At 62.7% G+C, this 3596-nt stretch carries 3 protein-coding genes; all 3 read left to right on the top strand.

What is annotated here, in order from left to right:
- Positions 1-103: 103 nt before the first annotated feature.
- Genes urtB through urtD form a run of 3 tightly spaced genes read left to right on the top strand, consistent with a single transcriptional unit; the run spans position 104 to position 3542 of the window.
- On the top strand, positions 104-1606 hold the full coding sequence (urtB, locus tag WBB95_RS22465; RefSeq protein WP_424489569.1) for an urea ABC transporter permease subunit UrtB: 1503 nt from the start codon (positions 104-106) through the stop codon (positions 1604-1606).
- Positions 1606-2685, top strand: coding sequence for an urea ABC transporter permease subunit UrtC (urtC, locus tag WBB95_RS22470; RefSeq protein WP_424489570.1), 1080 nt, complete (start codon positions 1606-1608; stop codon positions 2683-2685). The genes urtB and urtC overlap by 1 nt, the downstream gene beginning before the upstream one ends.
- Positions 2682-3542 carry an urea ABC transporter ATP-binding protein UrtD gene (gene urtD, locus WBB95_RS22475; RefSeq protein WP_424489571.1) on the top strand — a complete coding sequence of 287 codons (861 nt, stop codon included), beginning with the start codon at positions 2682-2684 and terminating at the stop codon, positions 3540-3542. Before urtC ends, urtD begins: the two co-directional genes overlap by 4 nt.
- Positions 3543-3596: the final 54 nt, after the last annotated feature.

The following is a 3596-nucleotide window of genomic DNA, read 5'->3' on the forward strand; positions in this document are numbered from 1 at the left end:
TGTGGGAGCTGGCTTGCCTGCGATGCAGACGACTCGGTGTATCTGATACTCCGCTATCGCAGGCAAGCCAGCTCCCACATTAGTTTGAGCAAGGCCCAAGAATATGCCCACTGCCCTTTATCGCCTCATCCTCGCCGCCCTGCTATTGCTGCCCTTCGCCGCACACGCCAGCGACGCCGACGACTTCCTCGCCGCCAACCCGACCCAGCAAGCCAAGCTGCTCCAGGACTGGGCTGCCCAGCCTGACCCTGCGCGCATCGAGTTGGTGGACGCCCTGCAACTAGGCCAGCTCACGGTCAACGGTGAAACCAAAACCGTGCGTTTGAACAACCGCCTGCGCGGCCTGATAGACAATGTGCAAGCCAGCCAGCAACTGCTCGCCGCCGACCCCAAGGTGCGCCTGGCCGCCGCACAAACCCTGCAAAAAAGCGCACAACCTGCGCAGCTCAAATTCCTCGACCAGCAGGTGGCCGGCGAGACCAACGAAGACGTGCACACCGCCCTCAGCCTGGCCCTGGCCAACCTGCAACTGGTGGACGCCGACCCGGTTGTGCGCCTCGCCGCCGTGCGCCTGCTCGGTGGCACCGGCGACCCGCTGGCGCGCACCCGCCTCGAAGCATTGCTCGCCCCCGGTGTTGAAACCGACGCCGCCGTGCACACTGCCGCCGAGACCAGCCTGGCCCAGGTCAAACGCAAATTGATGGTCGGCGAGATCCTCGGCCAGGCCTTCAGCGGCATGTCCCTGGGTTCGATTTTGCTGCTGGCGGCACTCGGTTTGGCGATCACCTTCGGCCTGCTCGGCGTGATCAACATGGCCCACGGCGAGATGCTGATGCTTGGCGCGTATTCCACTTACGTGGTGCAACTGATGATGCAGCGCTACGTGCCCGCCGCCATCGAGTTCTACCCGCTGATCGCGCTGCCGGTGGCATTCTTCGTCACCGCCACCATCGGCATGGCCCTGGAGCGCACGGTCATTCGCCACCTGTACGGACGGCCGCTGGAAACCTTGCTCGCCACCTGGGGCATCAGCCTGATGCTGATCCAGCTGGTGCGGTTGGTGTTTGGCGCGCAGAACGTCGAAGTGGCCAACCCCGAGTGGCTCTCCGGCGGAATTCAAGTACTGCCCAACCTGGTGCTGCCGTACAACCGCATCGTGATCATCGCGTTTGCGCTGTGCGTGGTGGTGTTGACCTGGCTGCTGCTGAACAAAACGCGCCTGGGCCTCAACGTGCGCGCCGTCACCCAAAACCGCAACATGGCCGCCTGCTGCGGTGTGCCCACCGGACGCGTGGACATGCTCGCCTTTGGCCTGGGTTCGGGCATTGCAGGGTTGGGTGGCGTGGCGCTCAGCCAGATCGGCAACGTCGGCCCGGACCTGGGCCAGAGCTACATCATCGATTCGTTCCTGGTGGTGGTGCTCGGCGGTGTCGGCCAGTTGGCTGGCAGCGTGATGGCCGCCTTCGGGTTGGGCATCGCCAACAAGATTCTTGAACCGCAGATCGGCGCCGTGCTCGGCAAGATCCTGATCCTCGCGCTGATCATTCTGTTCATCCAGAAACGCCCGCAAGGACTCTTCGCACTGAAAGGACGGGTGATCGACTGATGAACCAGCCATTGATGCTCACGGCCACGCAAAAGGCCGGCCCCAAGGTCACGATTGCAGTCGGCGTACTGATCCTCGCCGCGCTGCTGGCGCTGCCGCTGCTGTCGCTGTTGCCGCCGGAAAACGCCTTTCATATCTCGGCCTACACCTTGACGCTGGTGGGCAAGATCCTCTGCTACGCCATCGTCGCGCTCGCGCTGGACCTGGTGTGGGGCTACGCGGGCATGTTGTCCCTCGGTCACGGGCTGTTCTTTGCCCTGGGCGGTTACGCAATGGGCATGTACCTGATGCGCCAGGCGTCCGGGGATGAATTGCCGGCGTTCATGACGTTCCTGTCGTGGACCGAATTGCCCTGGTATTGGGTGGGCACCGAGCACTTCCTCTGGGCCATGTGCCTGGTAGTGTTGGCGCCGGGTTTGCTGGCGCTGGTATTCGGGTTCTTCGCCTTTCGGTCGCGGATCAAGGGCGTGTATTTCTCGATCATGACCCAGGCGCTGACCTTTGCCGGGATGCTCTTGTTCTTTCGCAACGAGACCGGGTTTGGCGGCAATAACGGCTTTACCAACTTCCGCAGCATCCTCGGCTTCGGCATCACCGAGCCCGGCACGCGGGCGGTGCTGTTTTTTGCCACGGTGGTGTTGCTGGTCGCCAGCCTCTACACCGGCTGGCGTCTGGCGCAGAGCAAGTTCGGCCGGGTGCTGACCGCCTTGCGCGACGCCGAGAACCGCCTGATGTTCTGCGGCTACGACCCGCGTGGTTTCAAGCTGTTCGTGTGGGTGTTGAGCGCGGTGTTGTGTGGCCTGGCCGGCGCGTTGTATGTGCCGCAAGTGGGCATCATCAACCCCAGCGAAATGTCGCCGACCAACTCGATCGAAGCCGCTGTGTGGGTGGCCTTGGGTGGGCGCGGCACGTTGATCGGCCCGCTGTTGGGCGCCGGTGTGGTGAACGGCATGAAAAGCTGGTTCACCGTGGCCTTTCCGGAATACTGGCTGTTCTTCCTCGGGGCGTTGTTCATCCTCGTCACCCTGTATTTGCCCAAAGGCGTGATCGGCCTGCTGAAGAAGCGGGGTGAACAATGAGAATCACAGCGACGGCGGAATTTATGCTCGAACCCATTCTTGAGCCGAACAAAGACCAAGGCACCAGCCGTGATGCTATTGGTCTGGGACAAGTCGCCGGCAAGGGCCTCAACACCCGCCACGGTACGATTTTGACCCTGGAAGACATCAGCGTCAGCTTCGATGGATTCAAGGCACTCAACGAGTTGAACCTCTACATCGGCGTCGGCGAATTGCGCTGCATCATCGGCCCCAATGGCGCGGGCAAGACCACGCTGATGGACGTGATCACCGGCAAGACCCGTCCCAGCCACGGCAAGGCCTGGTTTGGCGAAACCCTCGACCTGACCAGCATGAGCGAAGTGCAGATCGCCCAGGCTGGCATCGGTCGCAAGTTCCAGAAGCCCACCGTGTTCGAAGCCCTGAGCGTGTTTGAAAACCTGGAGCTGGCGCAGAAGACCGACAAATCGGTGTGGGCCAGCCTGCGCGCGCGCCTGAGCGGCGAGCAGAAAGACCGCATCGACGAAGTCCTCGACACCATCCGGCTTACCGCCTCGGTGCAGCGTCCGGCCGGGTTGCTGTCCCACGGACAGAAGCAATTCCTGGAAATCGGCATGCTGCTGATGCAGGACCCGCAGCTGTTGCTGCTGGACGAACCGGTGGCGGGCATGACCGACGCCGAAACCGAATTCACCGCCGAACTGTTCAAGCGCCTGGCGGGCAAGCACTCGTTGATGGTGGTGGAGCACGACATGGGTTTTGTCGGTTCGATTGCCGACCACGTGACCGTGCTGCACCAGGGCAGCGTGCTGGCCGAAGGGTCGCTGGAACAGGTGCAGGAAAATGAGCGGGTGATCGAGGTTTACCTCGGCCGCTGAACCTGATCGTTCCCACGCTCCGCGTGGGAACGCATCCGGTGACGCTCTGCGTCA

It is taken from the genome of Pseudomonas sp. (assembly GCF_049645325.1).
Lineage (GTDB): Bacteria > Pseudomonadota > Gammaproteobacteria > Pseudomonadales > Pseudomonadaceae > Aquipseudomonas.